Origin of the sequence: Paraburkholderia sp. BR10954 (assembly GCF_040965775.1) — a bacterium.
In the GTDB taxonomy this organism is placed as follows: Bacteria; Pseudomonadota; Gammaproteobacteria; order Burkholderiales; family Burkholderiaceae; genus Paraburkholderia; species Paraburkholderia youngii.
This window is the reverse complement of sequence record NZ_JBFRCK010000009.1, coordinates 97,835-117,899: the sequence shown is the minus strand read 5'-3', so window position 1 is coordinate 117,899 and position 20,065 is coordinate 97,835. Positions and strand designations below refer to the sequence as shown.

Below are 20,065 nucleotides of genomic sequence, written 5' to 3'. Positions count from 1 at the left end.
GCCGCGATCCACCTCGAATCCGTTTCATGCATACATTAAGAACAAGCCTCGCGCATGTCCTCCTGCTGTCGCGTCAGGATCTCATCGACCGGCATCGGGAAAATACGCTGGGTGCCGCGTGGCTGCTGATTCAGCCGTGACCTTCGTGGTGCTGTTCAGCACGGTGTTTTCCCAATTCATGCGCGCGCGCATCGGCGCGGATGCCGATCCCTATCTGTACACCGTCTATCTGATCGGCGGCCTGCTCACGTGGAACCTGTTCGCTAACCTGCTGAACCGGCTCACCCCCGTCTATAGCTCGAAGGCGCATCTGATCCGCAAGATAAGCGTCGATCTGTGGGTGATGCCCATGCATATCGTGCTCGCCGAGTGGGCGGTGTATGCGATCACGATGGCGTTCTTCGCGATGTTCCTACTCGTCGTCGGCCATCCGATCGGCGTGCAATGGCTGATGCTGCCGGTCATCGCGCTGCTTCTAAGCGCGTTCGCGTACGGCATTGGCATCGTCCTCGGTACACTCGACGTGTTCATTCCCGACATCAAGAACGTGCTGAACGTGGTGCTGCAATTCGGCTTCTGGCTCACGCCGGTCGTCTACCTCGCTTCGATCCTGCCACCGTGGGCCGCGAAGGGGTTGCACTTCAGTCCGATCTTCTGGGCCATCGACTCGGTGCACGCGATCATCGTATGGCATCAATACCCGCAGCTGAAGGAACTGCTCGCACTGTTCGGCGCTGCGGTGCTCAGCCTGCTCGCGGGGCGCCTTCTATTGACCCGTCTGCAATCTGAACTGAGGGATACGTTGTGACGACACACGCGCAGAACGGTCCACCAGTTCTTGAGATCGAACGGCTCTCGAAGCGCTTCAAGATCTACAACCGCACCGCTGACCGCCTGATAGAAAGCTTTTCCCGCAAGCCGCGGCATCGCGTGCATGCCGCGCTGCGGGACGTTTCGTTCTCACTGGGACAGGGCGAGGCGATCGGCGTGCTCGGCCAGAACGGCGCGGGCAAATCGACCTTGCTCAAGCTCGTGAGTGGCGTGCTGTTGCCCGATGCCGGATCGATCGTGCGGCGGGGGCGAATCGCGGGTCTGCTGGAACTCGGCACCGGTTTCGACGGCAAGCTGTCGGGTCGCGAGAACATCGCGGTGAATGCGCGGCTGATCGGCATGACGACCGAAGAGATCGAACAACGTTTCGACGCGATCGTCGCCTTTTCCGAACTGGCTGACTTCATCGACGCGCCGCTGCGTACCTATTCGTCCGGAATGATCATGCGGCTCGGCTTCGCGGTGGCGATTCACGCGGACCCGGTGTGCTTCATCGTCGACGAAGCGCTCGCGGTCGGCGACGCGCGCTTTCAACAGAAGTGTCTGAAGCGCATTCGCGAGTTTCGCGACGCTGGTGGCTCGATCCTGTATGTGTCGCACGACATCAACTCCGTGAAGCTGCTATGCGATCGGGCCATCCTGCTTTCGGGCGGCGAAGTCGTCTACGACGGCTTGCCGGAAGAAGCCGCGCAGATCTATTACCGGCTGATTGCGGGCATCGATAGCGACGCGCCGCAAGCCAACCAGTCGACGCCGGAATCCTATGGTGCGTTGCGCACCCGCGTGCGCAACGTGGTGCTGTCAGGTCGCTTCGGGCCGGCCATGCGATTTGCGTCCGGTGAAGAAGTGACGATCGACCTCGAATGCGAGTCGGACCAGGACGTCCGGCTATCAGTTGGCATTCTGATTCGCGATCGTTTTGGCCAGGACGTGTTCGGCACCAATACCGCGTTGTTGCGCAAGGAAGCGCATTTCTCCGCCGGCAATAGCGTTTGTTGCCGCTTTTCGCTGCCGCTGAATTTCGCGCCTGGCAAATATACGGTCACGGTCGCCCTGCATTCGGACGACACCCACGTGCACGATTGCCAGCACTGGTGGGACGCCGCCGCGACTTTCGAAATCGCCGGCTTTCAGCATGTGCCCTTCTCCGGACTGTGCTACGTGCCGTCGCAATTTGCTCAATACCCTGTACGGGAATTGGAACAACCCACGTTAAGAGAATCATGACCAACGCAGTACTTCAAGATCTGATTGCGCGTGTCAAGGCGGAAGCAGCTGCCCATGCCGGCCCGAGCGACACAACTGCAACGGCTGCGCTGGGGCATGCCGTATCGCCCGCCGGAGCCGAACTGGATGTCGCCGGCCTTTGCGCTCCCGCATCGATCGAACAGCTGATGATTGCCGAGGACGAGGCTTTCGTCGATGGCGCCTATCGGCTCGTGTTACGCCGCGAGTCCGATCCAGCGGGCCGGGCCAATTATGTCGGTCAACTGAAGAACGGCGCCAGCCGGCTCGTGCTGCTGGCGAAGCTGCGCATGTCGGAAGAAGGGCGGCGCACTGGCGTGCAGGTGCCGGGGCTTCGCCTCGGCATTGGCGTGACCCTCGCGCAGCGGGTGCTGCGCCATGCAGGACTCAGCCCGCTGGCGTCACGAGTCGGACGATATGCCGACGGCGTCTATGCGCGGCGCCTGCTCTCCCGTTCACTGGTCGCGTGGCGGAGCCGCTTCGAAAACACTGTCGGTGCCGTGATGCGCCAGGCCGCGCGGTCCGAAGAACTATCACGACGCGTGGACGATCTGCAGGTACAGTTTCGCAAAGGCCTCGCAGTGGCGCCGGAAATCATCGACGCCTATTACCTTGCATTCGAAGATGCCAATCGCGGCACGCGTGAGAACGTGCGCGCGAAGCTGGCGATCTACGACGACTGGCTCGCAACGAATGTTCCGCGCGCGGGCAGACTCAATCAGATCGTGGATATCGGCTGCGGTCGGGGGGAATGGCTCTCGTATGTGCGCGAGCGAGGCCACGACGCAATCGGTATCGACGTCAGCCCGGTCATGGTCAAAGCCTGCGTCGCGCAAGGCTTCGACGCCCGCCATACGGACGCACTGAAGTATCTGCGCAGTTTGCCGACAGGCTCGGTCGCCGCGGTCACCGGTTTTCATATCATCGAGCATCTGCCATTCGACTATCTGTTCGCGCTCGTGCAGGAAAGCTACCGGGTGCTGGTGGAAGGCGGTTCGGTCCTGTTCGAAACGCCGAACCCGGAGAACATACTGGTTGGCAGTCACACGTTTTATCACGACTTCACGCACCGCAACCCGATAACGCCGAGCGCGATTACGTTCCTGCTGAAGTATCACCACTTCGAAGCGATCGACATCATTCGCAGCAGCCCATACCCGGAAGAAGCGAAGGTGCCGGGCAACGATCCGCTGACCGAGCGCGTCAACGGCCATCTCTGCGGTCCGCAGGACTTCGCGGTGTATGGACGCAAACGGACCGCAACAGGAGCGCCGGCGTGAAGATCCTGGTGACCGCGAACATGGTGCCATTCATGCATGGTGGCGCCTCGTATCACATTGCCGGCGTGGTCCGTGAGTTGCAACAGGCGGGACATGAGGTGGAGCTGCTGCGTCTGCCTTTTCGCTTTTCGCCGGAACGGGACATCGCGCGGGCGATGGAACATGCGCAGTCGCTCGACTTCATCCGTCCGAACGGCGTCACGATCGACCAGGTGATCAGCCTGCAATTTCCGGGCTATGGAATCAGCCACCCGAATCACCGGGTGTGGGTCATGCATCAGCATCGCGCGGTTTATGAACTGTACGATGCCGCGCAGGCAACCGCTGAACTCAAGCAGCTGCGCGCGCAGGTGATCGCGTTCGACAACGCGGCGCTCTCGCGCGCGAACCTGGTGTTCGCCAATTCGCGGCGCGTCGCCGCGCGCTTGCGCGACTTCAACCGGATCGAAGCGACGCCGCTCTATCATCCGCCGGCAGACGCGGAGTCGTTCCGCTGCGAACAGGCTTTGCCGTATGTATTTTTCCCGAGTCGCCTGGAAACGCTGAAGCGGCAATCGTTGCTGATCGAAGCGGCGCGTCATATGCACTCGCCGCTGAAGATCCTGCTGGCAGGCGACGGCGGTCAGCGCGAGGTGCTTGCCCGGCTTATCGAACAACATGACGTGGGTAGCCGCGTCGCGCTGATCGGACATGTGACCGAGGCCGAAAAGCGCGCCTTTTACGCACGCGCGCTGGCCGTGGTGTTTCCGGCTTTCGATGAAGACTACGGATACATCACACTCGAAGCAATGCTGTCGTCGAAACCCGTGATTACCTGCACCGACTCCGGCGGACCGCTGGAGTTCGTTCGTGACGGCGAAACTGGCTGGATCGAGCCACCCGACGCCAAGGCGCTCGCCCAGCGCCTCGACTGGCTCGCGCAACATCCGCGCAAGGCTGCCGACGCCGGCATGCGCGGCCTCGAAGCCTACCGGGCTGCGAACATCTCGTGGCGCGGTGTGACCGAGCAGCTTACCCAACCTCTCTAACCTGATCTCCCATGAGAATTGCCATTGTCGCGCCGAGCCCGGTTCCCTTTGTGATTGGCGGCGCTGAGAACCTGTGGTGGGGCTTGCTCGACGCACTGAACGCACGGCCGGGAATCGTGGCGGAACTGATGAAACTGCCAACCCGCGAAGGCAACATGGGCGAACTGCTGGCCAGCTATCGGCAGTTCTTGCGACTGGATCTCGATCACTTCGACATGGTGATCAGCACCAAGTACCCCGCTTGGGCGATTCGACATCGCAATCACGTCGTCTATCTCCAGCACACGCTGCGCGGCCTGTACGACTGCTACCCATCGGGTATGCCGACGCAGTTCGAACCCGACGCACTGCTCGCGCTCGGCATGCCGGCGCGTATCGTGGACGCGCTCGTCAAGCGCGATGCGGCGAACCTCGAACTCGATGAACTGCTCGACGCGCTCGACGCAGCGTGGCAACGCGCGCCGCAAGCGGCTTGCTGGGCGTTTCCAGGGCCCGTCACGCGCGCGGTGATACGCCTGCTCGACGCAATCGCGATGCGGCCTGACAAGATCGTTCACTATGCCGCGATTTCGCAGGTGGTCGCGGCGCGGGAAGGCTATTTCCCCGCCGGCGTGAAAGTCGCGGTCCATCATCATCCGACCGGTCTGAAGGGGCTCGCGCCTGGCCCGCAGGAAGCCATCTTCAGCGCCAGCCGTCTGGACCCGGCCAAGCGTATCGATCTGATCATCGAGGCTTACCGGCAGAGCAAGGTGGAGGTGCCACTGCATATTGCCGGCAGCGGCCCCGATGAAGCGCGCTTGCGCGCGGCCGCCGCTGGCCATCGCGGCATTCATTTTCTCGGACGCATCACCGATGTTCAGCTCGCGCAGGAGTATGCGCGCGCAGTCTGCGTGCCGTTCGTGCCGCGTGATGAAGACTATGGGCTTATCACGCTCGAAGCGATGCTGGCCTCGAAGCCGGTCATCACCACTACCGATTCGGGCGGTCCGCTCGAACTGATCGAGCATCAGCGCTCGGGACTGGTCGTCGAACCGGATGCGGCTGCGCTCGCCGGCGCGTTGCGGCGGGTTTGCGGCGATCTTGCCGAAGCGCGGAATATGGGATTGGCCGGGCGCAAGAGCGTTGAGCATCTGAGTTGGACCACGCTGTGCGATGCGCTGCTCGCTGCCGGCCGACAAGTGGCTTCCGACGGTCAGGCAACCGACGCAACAGTCGCCGCGCCGGCGATCGTCGCCAGGCGCGCGAAGCCAGTGCTTGGCGTGCTCAATACCTATCCGATCACCCCGGTGATCAGTGGCGGCAAACTGCGCCTGCATGGGCTGTACAAACGGGTCGCCGAACACTTCGACGTGCAGTTCGTCAATCTGGCGCCAGTGGGTATGCGAGGTACGCGCAATCTCGCGGATGGCTTTACCGAGGAACTGGTGCCGAAGTCACAGGAATTCACTGAGGCCGAGTATCAGCTCGAACGCTCGCTGGGCGCTTCCGCTGAAGATATCGCGGCCGCCATGCATCCAACCACGGCCCCCGAATGGCTAGACGCGATCGACGCACTCGCGCGACGCGCCGACCTGATCGTGTGCTCTCATCCGTACGCAATGCCCGCATTGCGCGAAGTCACTTCCAAACCCTTCATCTACGAAGCGCACAATGTCGAAGCCGATCTGAAGGCCGACATTTACGGCCCACATCGCTGGGCCGTCGATCAGGTTCTTGCGCTGGAGCGCCGTGCCGTACTCGACGCGGCGCTCGTCACCGCGTGCTCGGAGCGTGATCGCGAACGCATGGGCGAGCTCTACGGGACGGCAGGCGATGCCGCGAAGATGATCGTCGTTCCCAACGGCATCGACGTTGCGGCGACGCGGTTGCGCGCAGGCGCGCAGATAGAGCGCCGCCGCGCGGCGCTGCGTGTCGCGCATCCGCTGGCCCTCTTCATGGGCAGCGCGCACGGCCCGAACATCGATGCCGCGCGCTTGATCGTCGAAGCAGCCACGCGCTTGCCTTCGGTCCACTTCGTGTTGCTGGGTTCGGTATGCCACTCGGTCCAGAGCTGGGAGCTGCCGTCCAACGTCGGTCTCGTGGATGTGGTCAGCGATGCAGAAAAGGCCACGTGGCTTGAAATCAGCGACCTGGGCCTGAACCCGGTAGTTTCCGGCTCAGGGACCAACCTGAAATTGCTCGAATACGCCGCTGTGGGTCTGCCGGTGGTGAGTACCGAATTTGGGGCGCGCGGCCTCGGCTATCGCGCCGGCCATGAATATCTGTGCGCGGAAGCCAACGACTTCGCCGATGGCATTGAAGCGATGTTGCAATTGACGCAGGCGGAGCGTGATGCGATGACGCGCAATGCGCGCCGCCGTGTTGAAGCAGAGGGAGATTGGACCGCGATCGCCGCGGCCTACTCGAAGTCGCTCGCGCAGGTGCTGGCGTAGAGGGGTATGGGAAAGGCGTATCCGCGGCCAGCGGTACGCCCTACAACAGATAGTGGCTCAGCGGCAGCAAGCCATCGAATTGGCCCACCACCGTGACCTCGACTGCGGCGGCCTCGTTCGTTGCATGGGTCGATGCATGGGTCGATGCTGCATGCGTGAACTCGCGCAGCAGATTGTCGACCGAGTCATACGACTGATGCTGGAACCCTTGCCATTCCAGACATACGGATTGGTCCTGGCTAGTTGCGGTATTCGACTCAGAAATTATGATCGGACTTTTCATTGCGCGAACCTGGCGGTGAAGTAGATCTATTCTAGCGATTAGCGCGGCGCTTGTCGCGTTAGTACTTCCACGACAGACCGAGCGAGCCGCTGTACACGGAGTACGCAAAGAGCGATATAGAATCGGAGACACGCGCTGCCGATGCCTGGGCATACACCGACCAGCCGCGCACCACTGGATACGTGTAGCGCAGCGATGCCGCCCGTATGGTCTGGTGCCGGCCCAGCGTGCCGAAGAATATTGGGTCATACGCATCGGCGTCGATCAGCGTTCGCTGCTGCAAGACTGCTTCGAGTTGGCCATGACGGGCCATGTCGTAATCGGCCGACAGCCAGGCTGAATAACCGTGCTGCGATCCGCCGGGGCGTCCGTTCAACGGCTTGTCCCATGCTGGACCGACGAATAGTTGCACCGAGGCGCGCTCGCCGATGCGAGCCTGGAACGCCGCACGCACTTCGACATACACCGAGTCATAGAGCGAGTTGCCGGGATACGCGGAATTCAGCACCGTCAGATCGAGGCCGCCGCGCGTGAGCATCGACCGCCATGCCGACGGCGGCAGCCAGAAATTCGCGTGCCAGCCGATATCGCGCTGATAGACACGCGTGCCGAGCCACAGCATGTCTGCGGTGAGTTGGTTATAAAGCTCGCCGCGCATCACACTGGTCCTGTCGGCCAGACCGATCGTCGCGGAGCGCTGGTCGAAGCTGTGCTGACTGCGGTACTGACGATTGGTTAGTCCAGCGAGCAGTTCCAGACCTGGCACGGACGAAATCGGCAACTCGCCCTGCACCGCCGATTCAATGTACTGGTCACCGTGCGCAAGGCTTTCGGGTGCGAGGATCAGCGAATTGACTGGCGAACTGGGCGCGAAATTCACGACGGAATTCGACGGTCCATAATTCGCGTTCGAAGTGACGCCCGCTCCGACGCTCGCGATCAACTGCGGCCGCGGGGCACTCGGTGTGCACGCGCTCGCGCGATAGAAGACGATCAGCTTCTCGATGGCGGGTGGCACGTCGTATTTTGCTTCGATACGCGCGAGCGTTTCTAGCGAGCGCGTGCGCTCCCCCAGCTGGCAATACAGAATCGCCGCATCGAGTAGCGCGCCTGCCTGGCGGGGGTCACGCCGTACCACTTCATTCAGCAGCAATAGCGCGCGCTGGCGATCTCCGTCACTGATCGCAACCTCGGCCTGCGCTTGCAGATCATCATCGATGGTCTGATCGAAGAGACTTTCCGGGGTCTGCGCCATTGCGTGAGATACCAGTGCGCTTGTCACTACGATGCCGAGCGCACGCAGCACCACTCCGACGATTGCGCGCCATGAACCACGCGACGGCAGCGCGTGAATGCGCCGCTCAATGAATCGCATGGGTATCGCCTTCGTGCATCGTATAAAGCCATTCGGCGGTGTCGCGCCCACGCAGTGCCACCTGAGAGCAGGTCTTCAGACGATGACGTTCGCTCTGCCGCGCAGTTTCGTGGCCAATCAGCACAGTGGTTTCGAGCGTCTTCGCATACTCCTGGAGCCGCGACGCCACGTTGACCGTATCGCCAATTGCGGTGTAGGACTTACGCGAGCTGGAGCCGATTTCACCGACCACCGTGGGTCCGCTATTCACGCCGATGCGAACGCGAATCGTCCTACCGTCGAACACAGGCAGCCCACTATGATTGAGCGCCGCCAACTCGCGCAGCATCGCGCTCGCACAATCGAGAGCGCGATCCGCATGGTCAGGCTGCGCGAGCGGAGCGCCCCAGAATGCCATCAGTGCGTCGCCCATGTATTTATCCAGCGTTCCTTCCGTGTCGTGCACGCAGCCGGTCAGACGCGTCAGCACGACTTCCGTCATCGCGAGCAGATGCTCGGGTGGCATCTGCTCGGCGAGCCGCGTGTAGCCTTCGATATCGACGAACAACACAGATATCTGCCGACGCTCCGGCTTGAAGGTCGCGAGTCCCCGCTCGCGGATGATTTCGCGCAGCACCGTCGGCGGCAAATAGTGGCTGAAGCGGCGCTCGAACGATCGCATCGCCGCCTGCGAATAAATCCACTCGACGGGCGCCTGCACCAGCAGGAACACCGCCGCGGGAATCAACGGCAGTGCGGCCAGTTGCGTGGGCACACTGCGTGTCGAAGCCAACAGGCCAAGCCACAATGACGTCGTCACGACGATCAACACCAGCGCAATCGTCGCGCGTTGCTGGCGGAACAGCACCGCGAAGATCATGATCGAGCACGCCGCCCAGGCGATCGGTAGCCATGCCGCCTGCGCTTGCGTATCGTCGTGCGAGCCCAGATCGAGCAGTTCGCCAAGCAGTTCGGCATGCACGATGACCGCCGGCAACCATGGTTCGATCGGCGATGCGACGTGATCCGTGAGCCCGAGCGCCGACGAGCCGACCAGCACATAACGATGCGCCAGCAGGGAAGATGGCACCCTTTGCGTGAGCACATCGAAAGCGGATACCACGTCGAGCGACTGAAGCGAATGCCGGAACGGCACATGCATCAGGCCTTGCGAGTCAATCGGCAGGCTGGCGAGCGATGCGAGCGGCCAAGTGCTCGCATTGCGGCAATGGATCAACTGCCATGCGAGCATCGGATAGACGGCGTTTGCGTACTGGATCACCGGGGCGACGGAACGGACCACCCCGTCCACACTGGCGTGCGGTGTCACATGCCCGACGCAGACCTGTGGATCACGAAAGAAATTGCCGACAAATCCCGACGCCACCGGCGCATGGGCAACGTGCGTGCCTGTCGGCAGCGCGCCGCCGACATGCCCGGCATGAGGCGCCCCCGCTCCCTCCGAGAGCGCGAATGCCTGCGCGAACACGAGCGGATACTGATGCGCGATGTCGAGCAGTGCGCGATCGCCGTCGTCCGGTCCTGCTTCGGGAAACATGATGTCGAGGCCGACCGCTTTCGCGTGATAACGCGTGAACAGCGTCTGCGCGAGCCGCGCCATCACGGCGCGTGGCCAGGGCCACGGCCCGATCGCATCGAGAGAGCGCTCGTCGATGTCGACGAGAGCGATGCGCGGGTCCGGTGCGGCCGTGATCAATTGCTTCTGCTGCCAGTCGTCGAGCGCATAGCCGAGCCGGCTATATGGTTCAGGCGACCATGCTCCGGTCGCCAGCAAGCAGCCTAGCAGTGAGATCAGGGCGAATATCGTGAGGCGAATTTGGTCCAGCGTGCCAAGGCCTGCTACCGGGACCACTGGGTCGCTCCATAGGCCGCATTGCTCCCGCCGAGAGACTGCGTGAACAGATAGCCCGCCTGCGTGGCGTTCTTGCCTGCGAGCACACCTCTGACGAGCGCCCGCGAAACGCCGAATTCGCTGACGAGCTTGCCGTCCGGAGTCACGCTGCCGCTTCCCGAAATCGCATAGCTCGCGCCGTTTGCGCTGAGGTTCATGCTCGTCTGAAAAGCACGCGTGCCGAAATCGATCGACAGTAGCGGATTGCTGATCTGCGCCTCTGTCGCCGCGCCCGTCGTTGCATTGACCACGAACGCCTGCGCCGCCTGAAGCCCGAATTTGAAGTTGCCGGAGGTGGGCATCACCATCTCCGTCTGCGGCGCGCGGGTCATCGCGAAAGGCCCCGTCCCAGTCAGGCTAACCTGTTCGCTGCCTTGCTGCACCAGCGCCGTCAACGTCGTGTCCGCGCCATACGAACCCAGCGACTTATAGCGTCCCCAGAAGATCTGCGCCTCCGGCGCTGGGTCGACGACGGGTACCGCTGGTGCTGCCGGCGTCGGCGGATCGGCGGGGGGAGGTGTCGTCAGCGGGAAGCTTAACTCCGCAGGCGCAACGCCCGGACTGACCGGCGCCTGGGCGGTCGCCGCGCGAGCGCTGTTTTCCTCGCTCTTCAACTCGGCCACTGCCTGCTCGGACATCATCAGCGACGGTCCAGAGTCGATTACGACAGGGCGCGCGCTGCCGCGATACACCTGCAGCCATTCGTTCGGTTTGCCAGCAAATAGCTGTGCCGCAGCCGAGCCCTCGCAAGGACCCACGCCCGTCGCCGAGCAGCCGGCGCCCAACGGCGTCATCACGATGCCGCCGCTAAGCACGTCTGCGCGCGTCACGTTTTCGTCGGTGAACACGGTGAAATCGGTGCCGCGCACGCCGAGCGCGGCGACCGGCGTGTTCATCCGATAGTGGTCGCGCGCGGCCTGAGCACCCGTACCCGATATCTCGCGCACCATGCCCCTCGTCAGCGACAGCTTGATGACCGTCTTGCGTGGATCGGCCGGGTTGTATTCGTAGCGTTCGAATGTCAGCGATGAATTGGGTCGCACACTGATAAAGCCGTGATCGACCGTGGTGATGTACACGTAGCCATCTTTGCCCGTCTCGATGGTGTCGCCCTGCTCAATGGAGGCGCCCTTGGCAAGCGGGGTGCAAAACGTTTGCGCGCGTTGTGCACACGCCTGTCCAATCACGAGGACTGCATTGCCAATCGTCGCGGACTCCGCATGCGCGTCATGGTGCACAAGAAACGCCGTGCAAACAACGAACTGCAATGCGGCCGAACGACCCCCTCGAAGTATGCGTTCCTGCATCTGATCTTTTCCCCGAGATCCTCACGGCACTGCGATCGAATAATCCGGTAATGATTAGCGAAATTTTGTAATTAGGATGTGACGGCCGTCACAGATACCAGCGCTCGATACGCATATCGTCCTGCGTGCCCGTGTCAGCAAATTACAGTTGAGAGAGATGTCGACCCAAGAAGAAAGGATCAATGGCGGCCCATTAAAGGCCATTGATCTCTTGAAACAACAAAAGCTGCTGCGCAACGTTGCGAACGAAGTCATTGAAGAGACCAGCCGCCACATTCGCTATCGCCGCTTCTCGAAGCGGGAATTCGTCGTTCATAAGGGCGACGCCGGTTCATCGCTACTCATGTTGATGTCCGGCCGCCTGCAGGTGATCGCACTGTCGGAAGACGGCCGCGAGGTGGGACTCGATTTCGTCGAGCCGGGTGACTATTTTGGCGAGCTGTCGATTATCGACGGCGGTCCTCGCTCGGCTTCGATCATTGCGATCACGGAATCAGTGGTCGGCTTTTTGCCGAAGCATCAGGCGCAAACACTGTTTTACCGTAATCCCGCAGTGGTGGAGGCGCTGTTGCAACGGCTGTGCCGCACGATTCGCCAGGCTTCGAATTACCGGTCGATGCTCGGTCTGACGCGCGCTTACGCCAGGGTCTATTCAGTGCTCGAGGCTTCCATGAAAACGAGTGCAGGCGGCCTGTTGACCATCGAGAATCTACCCAATCAGCAGGCCATTGCGATCATGGCCAACGTGAGCCGCGAAACAGTATCGCGCGCGATCCGCTCTTTTATCGACGGAGAGGTGATCGAACGTGACTATCGACGCCTGATCGTTCGCAATGCGGAAATGCTGGCCAAGCTTGCGAGGGGCGAGGCTGAGTTGCAACTACGTGCGAAAGCGATGGGCGAAGGCGCTACGGTCGGGCAATCGCGCCCCTCCTGAAACCGGTTGTTCGAGATAGGCCCTGGCAGGAGCGACGCTGCACCGATTGAGCATTCCAATCCATGCGTCACGATTTGTGACGCCCATCACACACTCAGCCCCGTTGGTTTGCTTTACTTAAAGTTCCGGTGCGATATGCATTGCCGCCGAAACTTTCATGCAAGCCAAGCTAAAGTTCCTCGAGAAATTCGCCGTCTTTAACCGAAAGAATCCGCGCGTCCGATCATACGATCGGGTCATAAGCATTGGCTCGAATTGCGAAGTGACCTGGAATATCCGCCATCACTTCGAGACGCGAACGGCTTATCCGTTCGATTGGTGGATGACGCCCTTCCAAGCTCTGCTCGACGTTCTCGATGCGCGATTCAGCGGCCTGTTCGAGCCGTCGCATCTGGCTATTCCTGCGGATCGAGGCACCGTCGTCGATACGCGGTTCAATCTCATGTATCACCACGATTTCGCGAGAGATGAAGAAGGTCGCGTGATTGTGGACGACGTCGAAAAGCAGCTTCCGGATCTGCGGAAGAAATATGCCCGGAGAATTGATCGCTTCGTCAACGAACTGGACGGCAAAAAGGTGTTGTTCGTTCGAAACAGATGCGGCAACGATCCGGTGTATTTGAATGGCGATTACGGCGACATTCAACCCGATCAATGCATCGAGATTCACCGTGTGCTCTCGGCGCTTCTGCCGCGCACGCAGTTCGATTTGTTCGCGACGAACAAGCCAGGTTTCGAGGCTTTTTCGTATCGCGGCTCCGAAATCTTCAGCGACTCGATCGTCGAGTATGGCGATTGCAGCGACTATATGGTGTCGCCCAAAGGTTGGGCGGAGATGTTCGAGCGCAACCGCATTGTTCTTCGCGCGGGTCATGAGGCATCGACGCGCACCTTGACAGTTTGACCCGGAAAGCACATATCGTCAGGTCGAGTTCGTGATCAGTTAGCCAGATCGACGATAACTAACCATAGTCTCCCGGCGGATCGGCGGGACGACTGAATACATACCGACGATGCTGTTCTGGCCTCGCCGCAACTGGATTGGCGGCGAGCGGCAGAGCATGAATCTCCGCCGTTTTACTTGTATCGGCATGCCGACTTGATTGAATTGAACGCCATTTCGTTTATCCTGTTTCCATAGTCGTGCGGTGGTCCAAACCAGCAGTGCTCTCGTCGGAGGTCACGGCCAATGAGTCCCGTCATCGTCACCCTGCTCGTGCTCCTGGGCATCGGGCTGTTGCTTGCGCTCTGGCTAATGGGCATCTACAACGGGCTGGTGGTTGCCCGGAAGCGCTTCGAGAACGCCTTCGCGCAGATCGATGTGCAGCTCAGGCGGCGCTATGACCTGATTCCGAACTTGGTCGAAGCGGTCAAGGGCTATATGGGCCACGAGAGGGAGACGCTCGACGCCGTCATCAAGGCCCGCAACAGCGCGATGGCTGCCGAGCAGAAAGTCGCCGCCAACCCCAGCGACCCGGAGGCCATTAAGGGGTTCAACCAGGCCGAGGCTCAGCTGGGCGGCGTCCTGGGCCGGCTCTTTGCCCTCTCCGAGGCATACCCGGACCTCAAGGCCAACCAGAACATGCTCGCCTTGCAGGAAGAGCTGACTTCGACCGAGAACAAGGTCGGCTTCGCCCGGCAGGCGTTCAACGATGCCGCCACCGAGTACAACATCCGGCGCGAGGTGTTCCCGGCGGTTACGGTGGCCGGCATGTTCGGCTTCAAGCAGGCGACGCTATTGGAAACCGCGGAGACCGAGCGCGCGGCGCCCAAGGTGTCGTTCCGGTAAGCCGGGACCCCATCGCTCTATGCGTCTCATGCTCCCCAAGCCGCTCTGACCGTGACCACCAATTTCTTTCAGCAGCAGGATTCGGCCCGACGCAAGACTTTTCAGCTGGTGGTCTATTTCGTCCTGGCGATCCTGATACTGATCGCCCTGGTCTACGGGCTGCTCGTGGCGTTCAGCACGTATGACGCCCACGCACCCGTGTCCTGGTGGCAGCCGGAGATGCTCCTGTTCGCGGCGTTGGGGGTGGGCCTTGTGGTCGGCGGTGCCAGCGCATTCAAGGTGAGTCAGCTCGCTTCCGGCGGCCAGGCCGTCGCCCTGATGTTGGGCGGTGTAGAGGTGCCCGGCACGACCACCGACCCGCGGCAGAAACGGCTGCTCAACGTTGTCGAGGAGATAGCCCTCGCTGCGGGAGTGCCGGTACCCCCCGTTTATATTCTGGACGAGCCCGGGATCAATGCCTTCGCGGCTGGCTATGCTCCGGGAGATGCCGTGGTCGCCGTCTCGCAGGGCTGCCTCGACTACCTGACCCGCGACGAGCTCCAGGGCGTGGTGGCCCACGAGTTCAGCCACATCCTCAACGGCGACATGCGACTCAACATCCGGCTAATCGGTCTGATCTTCGGGATCATGGTGTTGTCCATCATCGGCCGCAGCCTCATGTTCGCTTCCAGAGGACGCGCGTCGGGAAGGCAGAATGCCCAGGGCGGCATGGTGCTGCTGGGGCTGGGCGTGTTTGTGCTGGGCCTCGTGGGAGCGTTCTTCGGTCGGCTGATCATGGCGGCGGTGTCTCGGCAGCGCGAGTACCTGGCCGACGCCAGTGCCGTCCAGTTCACGCGCAACCCCGACGGAATCGGCGGGGCGCTAAAGAAGATCGGTGGGCTGGCTGAGGGCTCACGCATCGGCAACCCCCAAGCCGCAGAGGCCGGCCACATGTTTTTCGCCAACGCCTTCGCTGGCGAGGGACTCGCCGGACTGCTAGCTACCCACCCGCCCCTCGTCGAGCGCATCCGCCGGCTCAATCCCCAGTTCGACGGCCGGTTCCCGGAGGTGCGGCCGGTAGGTGTCGATCGGGAAGAACCTGAAGGCCCCCGGCCCAGCCATGCCCCGCCGTTCGGCGGGGCTCCTACGTTGCCGGGGCTTCCGCAGGTGCCGCTGCCGGTCCTGGGGCTCGCCGACGAAACAGCATCCCGGGTCGGCCACATCGATCCGGAACTGATTAGCTATGCGCAGGGGTTACACGACGGTATGCCAGACGTGCTCCGGGTCGCCGCCCAGGAGCCGTTCAGTGCTCGCGCCCTGGTCTACGCCCTCCTCATGGACCCGGGGTCGGACCTGCGGGAACTCCAGCTGACCCGGCTGAAAGCCGGCGCTGAGCCTCAGGACTTTGCCGAAACCCTGCGGCTGATCGCCCCTGTCCAGGCTTTGCCGGACACGCATCGGCTGCCCCTTCTGGACCTGAGCCTGCCAGCACTGCGGCAGATGTCGCCGCGGCAGCATCATTCATTCCGCGCTCAGGTCGAGATGCTAATGATCGCCGACCAGCGGCTGAGCTTGTTCGAGTACACGCTTCGCTGTGTACTGCATCGCCATCTCGACGCCCAATTCCTCCCGCAGCGCCCGGCGCGTGCAATGCGCAGTTCCCTGCAGAGCCTCGCGCACCCGGTGGCAACGGTATTGGCGCTACTGGCCTGGGAAGGCCAACCGGAAACCGATCAGGCCGCGCGGGCTTTCGATGCGGGCATGCGCGGCTACATCGGCGGCGAGCACGCCTACCGCTTGCGGCCTCGCGAAGAGTGCTCCCTCGCCGGATTCGACGCGGCCCTGCAAACGCTCAATCAATCGATCCCGGCCATCAAGCGCCGGATCGTCGCCGCCTGCGCGGCCTGCATCCTGGCAAACCAGCAGGTCACCGTCCGCGAAGCGGAGCTGCTCCGCGCCATCTGCGATACGCTCGGCTGCCCGCTACCGCCGCTCGTCGTGCGAGAAGCGGAAGAAGAGTAGTCCTGGCAATGCAGGTGCGAGGCGCTCCCGCCGAGTGTTGTGCCGCTCATAGTTGCATCGTCACGACACGGGCCGGCGGCAGGTTAGCCCAGATGATCCGGCTCGACAGCATCACAAAGTCGCCCATCCCACCGGCATTCACGACGTTTCGGTCCGGCCGGATATCGTAGGTGAACTGAATCACGACACCACCAGGACGCAGGACCTGCCGCCACTGGTCGACAATCTCATCCACCTCGCGTTGAGGCAACGAGCGCAACGGCAGGCACGACACGATCGCGTCGACGCGCAGGTCCAGTGGCAGGCACCAGGCCAGGCGGGCAGCGTCGGCGTGCATGACCGGCACATCCGGGAATCGCCTGCGCAGATGCTGCACGAAGGTAGGGGAGCGCTCGACGACGATCAGCCGGTCGGTTGGCACGCCGTTTTCGAGCAACGCGTGCGTGACCGCGCCAGTACCGCCACCGAGTTCGATGACCACACCGTTGCCTGCCGGCACCTCCCGCGCGAGGCGCGCGGCGAGTCGCCGTGAGCTCGGGCAGATGGCGCCGACCGACCAGGGCGCCGTCGCCCATTCCCGTGCAAACAGCCGGGACGTGTGCAGGGGGCCGGCAACCATTACTGCACCACCTTGATGTCATAGACCTTGGCCTTTGATGCGCCGACGATTTCCTTGTCGTACTCGCCGGTCAGCTCGATGGTGCCCGTCTGATTCACCGGCTGTGCGGCCGGCCAGCGTTTGTGGTCGATCTTGACCGGGAGCTCTGCCGTGCTGTCGGCGAACTGGTACTTTTCGTCGCCGATGGATTTCACGATATGGCCGCGCAGTGCGATGCGCTGGTCTTCCCTGCCTGCGTCGCGAAGCTGTTGGACCGTCGTGGCCGTCGCTTCGGCACCAGGGCCTGTGCATACCGCGTGAGCCTCTGCGGCGGACGTGGCGATCAGGCAGGCAACAATGAGTTTCTTCATTGGTTCTCCTTGAACGGGCGACATCGTGGTCGCGACAGAAAGCAGTCTACGGAACCGAGGCTGAAGCCAGAGTGAAGGCGACGCTGCGCTGTGTCCGCCCCTTAATGCAGTGTTAACCTTCCGGCCGGTAAGCTTGCGACGCCGCGTCACGGAACCGGCGGGAACAGGATGACGACGGATGCGAATACTGCTGGCCAAGGACGATCCGCTGCTCGGCAATGGACTAAGACTCGGCCTGCGCCGGGAAGGTTTCGCCGCACTACCCTACGGCCGCTTTCGGCGTGTCCAATCTCGCGAGCAGGGCGCGCTCGCTGCGGTGCCGCTTGTCATGTGTAGCCAAGCGCCGCAGCCGCAGCCGCACGGCGGCTGACGCATTCTTCATCTTCAGCACAAAACGACGCAATGAATACCATCGAAGCATTCAACCACGCGCTCTTCCTGATGATCAACGGCACGCCGGCAACGCCGGGATGGCTGGTCAGCACGGCGCTCGTCTCTGCAAATTATCTGATCTGGTTAGTCCCCCTCATGCTGGTCATGATGTGGCTTTCCGGGGACCGCCAGCGGCGCGAGCTGGCCCTGCGTGCCTGCTGCGTCGCGCTGCTGGCGCTCGGCGTCAACCAGTTGATCGGTCTCGTCTGGCAGCACCCCCGCCCGTTCATGATCGGGCTCGGCCACACGTTCCTGGCGCATGTGCCCGATTCGTCGTTCCCAAGCGATCACGCCACCCTCTTTGCCAGCATCGCGCTGCCGCTGCTCTTCGGGCGGATGTGCTGGCTCGGTGGCATGACGCTCGTCGTGGGTATCATCGTCGCGTGGGCACGCGTGTTTCTCGGCGTGCATTTTCCGCTCGACATGATCGGGGCAGTGGCCGTCGCGTGCATCGCTTATGCGGCAATTGCGCGGCTGTGGCAAACGGGTGGCACGGCGATGACGGATCTGGTGGTCACGCTCTATCGTACGCTGCTCGCATGGCCGATCAGCCGAGGCTGGCTGAGGCCGTGATTGCCTGTCTGCGACGCTCGCCGCCCCGCCGGGGGAAGACGCTGGCAGTCTGGGATATCCGGAGCCACCTCTGCCATTTGCAATCGAGACTCGACATTGCATCCACGCCTCACGACACAGGCCACACAAACGGTCTGCGCAAGAATTGAAGCGTGGATTGCACCGAGGATCGCAGCGGTTTGCTAAGGCGCGAACAGATCCATCCCCGCCAGGACCAGCGTGACACTCAGCGCTATTGCGGCCGTAGAATCCAAGAGAAGCAGGATTGCAGCAGACAGCCAGCAGGCGATGGCAAAGCCAATAGCTTGTTTCATGGTGACACCTCGCTGTCGGGGCAATGGCAGGTGATCGAAATCTCGCGGAGGGATGCACAGAGCCAGGCCGGCCCTTACCCAGATGACCACGTCAACGAAAACAGCAGGACTCATCTTCCGCGAATAGGCCGCGCGCTTATCGAGCTTTGCCGTTGCGTCTGGCGCCAGCCGAAGCTGTCAGCGAAATGCCGACAAGGACGGCAACAAAACTGAAAGTGAGACGCGTGCTCATGGGTTCATGTAGGAAAAGAACGCCGCCGAGCGCCGCAACGGGCGGCACTAGCAGTTGGATGGCAGCCGCGGACATTGCAGTCAGTCTTCGGATCGTCGAACTCCACACTACAAAGCCAATTGCTGATGTCACGGCACCAGAAGCCACAGCGAGGGCAACTCCGGCTGCGCTCGCATGTGCAGGGGCGTGAAGGATCAATCCTAAGACGATGCAGATCGGTGTCGCCCGAAGGAAGTTTCCTGTCGTTGCTGATAGTGGACTCGCGACGCGCTTGCCTCTCAGGGTATAGAGCCCCCATGCAGCGCCCGCCCCGACCATCATAAGCAAGCCTGATAATCCCGGAACGCCGGCGCCAGGGGCTGTCAGGCCTAGCAGTCCGGCAATAGCCACCAGATACCCAATTAGCGCCACGCGGTGGAAGCGTTCGCCTTTAAGGAGACAAGAAGTCAATATCGTCAGTTGTACCGTCCCGAACAGGACAAGCGCACCGGTGCTGACACCGAGGGATAGATATGACAACGAGAACAGGATCATGAAAGTGCCTAGCGCAGTCGCCGAAACCCAGTCAGCACTGGATTGCCGAGCACGTTCCGGCCTCAGTTTCGTCACGGCCAGCAATGTCGCACCTCCGGCCAGCAGCCGGATATCGGAAAACGTAGCTGCGTCGATGCTGTTGCTGAATAGCGCGACGCGACACAGCAGAGCGTTCGAGGCAAATGCAGCGATAGCGGCCGCGCCCTGCAAGGCGCAAGAAGGTGTGATTGCACTCGCGTCTGCGGGATCCAGATATGCATTCATCACGGTTCCTTTCCTCAGCACCGCAAACATGCGGGGCGATCAGCGCGACCACATTGCGGGCGGGCGTTCGTCTGGCGCGAGTCGACTCTCGCACGACGGTGCCCCATGCCACCAGGTTGCAGATGTTTTTCAGACTGCCCTTTTCCAGTTGCCGCTGTTGTGCCATGCGCGCAAGATTCAAGGTGATCTTTCTCGGGCTCGCCACGGTGCGCGCGGCGACCCAGTGCTGTTTAGTTCCAGTTGATGACGGTCGCGGCTGTGAGCGGCACATCAGTATCGAGCACCGTGATGCGCGTGGGTACTACCTAAAAAGGTGGTACCCTCATGCTCACCGAAGATCGGTGATCC

The 20,065-nt window shown here is 62.0% G+C and carries 19 protein-coding genes; 11 read left to right on the top strand and 8 right to left on the bottom strand.

Annotated features, from left to right (window positions below):
- Positions 1-118: 118 nt before the first annotated feature.
- Genes AB4Y34_RS15675 through AB4Y34_RS15655 form a run of 5 tightly spaced genes read left to right on the top strand, consistent with a single transcriptional unit; the run spans position 119 to position 6,816 of the window.
- A complete protein-coding gene (locus tag AB4Y34_RS15675) occupies positions 119-808 on the top strand; it encodes an ABC transporter permease (protein WP_368716541.1) in 690 nt (229 codons plus the stop codon).
- On the top strand, positions 805-2,058 hold the full coding sequence (locus tag AB4Y34_RS15670) for an ABC transporter ATP-binding protein (RefSeq protein WP_368716540.1): 1,254 nt from the start codon (positions 805-807) through the stop codon (positions 2,056-2,058). Before AB4Y34_RS15675 ends, AB4Y34_RS15670 begins: the two co-directional genes overlap by 4 nt.
- Positions 2,055-3,356, top strand: coding sequence for a methyltransferase domain-containing protein (locus AB4Y34_RS15665; RefSeq protein WP_368716539.1), 1,302 nt, complete (start codon positions 2,055-2,057; stop codon positions 3,354-3,356). Before AB4Y34_RS15670 ends, AB4Y34_RS15665 begins: the two co-directional genes overlap by 4 nt.
- Positions 3,353-4,384 carry a glycosyltransferase family 4 protein gene (locus AB4Y34_RS15660; RefSeq protein ID WP_368716538.1) on the top strand — a complete coding sequence of 344 codons (1,032 nt, stop codon included), beginning with the start codon at positions 3,353-3,355 and terminating at the stop codon, positions 4,382-4,384. The genes AB4Y34_RS15665 and AB4Y34_RS15660 overlap by 4 nt, the downstream gene beginning before the upstream one ends.
- Positions 4,385-4,395: 11 nt before the next feature.
- Entirely contained in the window at positions 4,396-6,816 is a 2,421-nt protein-coding gene (locus AB4Y34_RS15655; protein ID WP_368716537.1) for a glycosyltransferase family 4 protein, read from the top strand.
- Positions 6,817-6,856: 40 nt separating this feature from the next.
- On the opposite strand, the gene AB4Y34_RS15650 is transcribed toward AB4Y34_RS15655, so the two are convergent.
- The 4 genes from AB4Y34_RS15650 to AB4Y34_RS15635 are packed head-to-tail and all read right to left on the bottom strand — an operon-like array spanning position 6,857 to position 11,603.
- Complete coding sequence (locus AB4Y34_RS15650) at positions 6,857-7,099, bottom strand: hypothetical protein (RefSeq protein ID WP_368716536.1); 243 nt, start codon at positions 7,097-7,099, stop codon at positions 6,857-6,859.
- Between the two features lie 58 nt (positions 7,100-7,157).
- Positions 7,158-8,474, bottom strand: a complete 1,317-nt coding sequence (locus tag AB4Y34_RS15645) for a tetratricopeptide repeat protein (protein ID WP_368716535.1) — start codon at positions 8,472-8,474, stop codon at positions 7,158-7,160.
- Positions 8,461-10,326, bottom strand: coding sequence for a CHASE2 domain-containing protein (locus AB4Y34_RS15640; protein ID WP_368716534.1), 1,866 nt, complete (start codon positions 10,324-10,326; stop codon positions 8,461-8,463). The genes AB4Y34_RS15645 and AB4Y34_RS15640 overlap by 14 nt, the downstream gene beginning before the upstream one ends.
- On the bottom strand, positions 10,314-11,603 hold the full coding sequence (locus AB4Y34_RS15635; RefSeq protein WP_368716533.1) for a FecR domain-containing protein: 1,290 nt from the start codon (positions 11,601-11,603) through the stop codon (positions 10,314-10,316). The genes AB4Y34_RS15640 and AB4Y34_RS15635 overlap by 13 nt, the downstream gene beginning before the upstream one ends.
- Positions 11,604-11,829: 226 nt before the next feature.
- On the opposite strand from AB4Y34_RS15635, the gene AB4Y34_RS15630 reads away from it, so the two are divergent.
- The 4 genes from AB4Y34_RS15630 (at position 11,830) to AB4Y34_RS15615 (ending at position 16,399) form a co-directional block, all read left to right on the top strand.
- Complete coding sequence (locus AB4Y34_RS15630; RefSeq protein ID WP_368716532.1) at positions 11,830-12,609, top strand: Crp/Fnr family transcriptional regulator; 780 nt, start codon at positions 11,830-11,832, stop codon at positions 12,607-12,609.
- Between the two features lie 157 nt (positions 12,610-12,766).
- Positions 12,767-13,513, top strand: coding sequence for a DUF1796 family putative cysteine peptidase (locus tag AB4Y34_RS15625; protein WP_368716531.1), 747 nt, complete (start codon positions 12,767-12,769; stop codon positions 13,511-13,513).
- 285 nt (positions 13,514-13,798) lie between these two features.
- Positions 13,799-14,398, top strand: coding sequence for a LemA family protein (locus AB4Y34_RS15620; protein ID WP_368716530.1), 600 nt, complete (start codon positions 13,799-13,801; stop codon positions 14,396-14,398).
- Between the two features lie 51 nt (positions 14,399-14,449).
- A complete protein-coding gene (locus AB4Y34_RS15615; RefSeq protein WP_368716529.1) occupies positions 14,450-16,399 on the top strand; it encodes a M48 family metallopeptidase in 1,950 nt (649 codons plus the stop codon).
- Positions 16,400-16,445: 46 nt separating this feature from the next.
- On the opposite strand, the gene AB4Y34_RS15610 is transcribed toward AB4Y34_RS15615, so the two are convergent.
- Complete coding sequence (locus AB4Y34_RS15610) at positions 16,446-17,018, bottom strand: class I SAM-dependent methyltransferase (protein ID WP_368716528.1); 573 nt, start codon at positions 17,016-17,018, stop codon at positions 16,446-16,448.
- Positions 17,018-17,368, bottom strand: a complete 351-nt coding sequence (locus AB4Y34_RS15605; RefSeq protein WP_176379795.1) for a NirD/YgiW/YdeI family stress tolerance protein — start codon at positions 17,366-17,368, stop codon at positions 17,018-17,020. Before AB4Y34_RS15605 ends, AB4Y34_RS15610 begins: the two co-directional genes overlap by 1 nt.
- Before the next feature lie 178 nt (positions 17,369-17,546).
- Here AB4Y34_RS15605 and AB4Y34_RS15600 point away from each other — a divergent pair, with 178 nt between their 5' ends.
- Both AB4Y34_RS15600 and AB4Y34_RS15595 read left to right on the top strand, forming a co-directional pair.
- The gene (locus AB4Y34_RS15600; RefSeq protein ID WP_368716527.1) at positions 17,547-17,738 is read left to right on the top strand and encodes a hypothetical protein; all 192 of its coding nucleotides are present in this window, start codon (positions 17,547-17,549) and stop codon (positions 17,736-17,738) included.
- Positions 17,739-17,770: 32 nt separating this feature from the next.
- On the top strand, positions 17,771-18,373 hold the full coding sequence (locus tag AB4Y34_RS15595; protein WP_176379796.1) for a phosphatase PAP2 family protein: 603 nt from the start codon (positions 17,771-17,773) through the stop codon (positions 18,371-18,373).
- A gap of 182 nt (positions 18,374-18,555) precedes the next feature.
- Here the strand turns inward: AB4Y34_RS15595 and AB4Y34_RS15590 are convergent, their stop codons facing one another.
- Both AB4Y34_RS15590 and AB4Y34_RS15585 read right to left on the bottom strand, forming a co-directional pair.
- Complete coding sequence (locus AB4Y34_RS15590; RefSeq protein WP_255208780.1) at positions 18,556-18,687, bottom strand: hypothetical protein; 132 nt, start codon at positions 18,685-18,687, stop codon at positions 18,556-18,558.
- 136 nt (positions 18,688-18,823) lie between these two features.
- Positions 18,824-19,747: a DMT family transporter gene (locus tag AB4Y34_RS15585; protein ID WP_368716526.1), complete on the bottom strand. Its 924-nt coding sequence runs from the start codon at positions 19,745-19,747 to the stop codon at positions 18,824-18,826.
- Positions 19,748-20,065: the final 318 nt, after the last annotated feature.

What these genes read in the sequence shown, in the direction of transcription:
- AB4Y34_RS15665 (WP_368716539.1), top strand. Translation starts at nt 2,055, where the DNA reads ATGACCAACGCAGTACTTCAAGATCTGATTGCGCGTGTCAAGGCGGAA.
- AB4Y34_RS15655 (WP_368716537.1), top strand. Translation starts at nt 4,396, where the DNA reads ATGAGAATTGCCATTGTCGCGCCGAGCCCGGTTCCCTTTGTGATTGGC.
- AB4Y34_RS15650 (WP_368716536.1), bottom strand. Translation starts at nt 7,099, where the DNA reads ATGAAAAGTCCGATCATAATTTCTGAGTCGAATACCGCAACTAGCCAG.
- AB4Y34_RS15645 (WP_368716535.1), bottom strand. Translation starts at nt 8,474, where the DNA reads ATGCGATTCATTGAGCGGCGCATTCACGCGCTGCCGTCGCGTGGTTCA.
- AB4Y34_RS15630 (WP_368716532.1), top strand. Translation starts at nt 11,830, where the DNA reads ATGTCGACCCAAGAAGAAAGGATCAATGGCGGCCCATTAAAGGCCATT.
- AB4Y34_RS15625 (WP_368716531.1), top strand. Translation starts at nt 12,767, where the DNA reads ATGCAAGCCAAGCTAAAGTTCCTCGAGAAATTCGCCGTCTTTAACCGA.
- AB4Y34_RS15620 (WP_368716530.1), top strand. Translation starts at nt 13,799, where the DNA reads ATGAGTCCCGTCATCGTCACCCTGCTCGTGCTCCTGGGCATCGGGCTG.
- AB4Y34_RS15610 (WP_368716528.1), bottom strand. Translation starts at nt 17,018, where the DNA reads ATGGTTGCCGGCCCCCTGCACACGTCCCGGCTGTTTGCACGGGAATGG.
- AB4Y34_RS15605 (WP_176379795.1), bottom strand. Translation starts at nt 17,368, where the DNA reads ATGAAGAAACTCATTGTTGCCTGCCTGATCGCCACGTCCGCCGCAGAG.
- AB4Y34_RS15600 (WP_368716527.1), top strand. Translation starts at nt 17,547, where the DNA reads ATGCGAATACTGCTGGCCAAGGACGATCCGCTGCTCGGCAATGGACTA.
- AB4Y34_RS15595 (WP_176379796.1), top strand. Translation starts at nt 17,771, where the DNA reads ATGAATACCATCGAAGCATTCAACCACGCGCTCTTCCTGATGATCAAC.
- AB4Y34_RS15590 (WP_255208780.1), bottom strand. Translation starts at nt 18,687, where the DNA reads ATGAAACAAGCTATTGGCTTTGCCATCGCCTGCTGGCTGTCTGCTGCA.
- AB4Y34_RS15585 (WP_368716526.1), bottom strand. Translation starts at nt 19,747, where the DNA reads ATGTTTGCGGTGCTGAGGAAAGGAACCGTGATGAATGCATATCTGGAT.